Genomic DNA, 305 nt, shown 5'->3' with positions numbered 1-305 from the left:
GCCGCCCTCACGCTGACTTCGCCGGCGTGCAGCAGGCGCTCACGGCCATCGATGCGCACGCGCAGCGCGCCGTCATCGGCCAGGCCGAGTGCGGTGCCATGCTGCCACTGCCCATCCAGTTCCACCCGCACCTCGCGGCCGGCCAGCATGTCGAAGGCGGCGTAGCGCGGCAGGAACGGAGCAAGACCTTCACGATCGAATTCCTCCAGCGCCGGCAGCAGGCGCGCCAGCACGGCGGCAACGACCACGTTTCGATCCACTGGCTTGCCAGCCAGCGTGTCCAGGTCCACCCACGGCTGGCTGAT

The 305-nt window shown here is 69.8% G+C and carries 1 protein-coding gene; it reads right to left on the bottom strand.

Annotated features, from left to right (window positions below; translation table 11 throughout):
- Window positions 1-305: hypothetical protein (locus EN804_RS36170; RefSeq protein ID WP_210237403.1), on the bottom strand; the 305-nt coding region annotated here is incomplete at both ends.

Source organism: Mesorhizobium sp. M8A.F.Ca.ET.161.01.1.1, from assembly GCF_004792105.1.
Classification (GTDB): Bacteria; Pseudomonadota; Alphaproteobacteria; order Rhizobiales; family Rhizobiaceae; genus Mesorhizobium.
The sequence above is the reverse complement of the archived record's forward strand: the minus strand, read 5'-3'. Positions and strand labels throughout refer to the sequence as shown.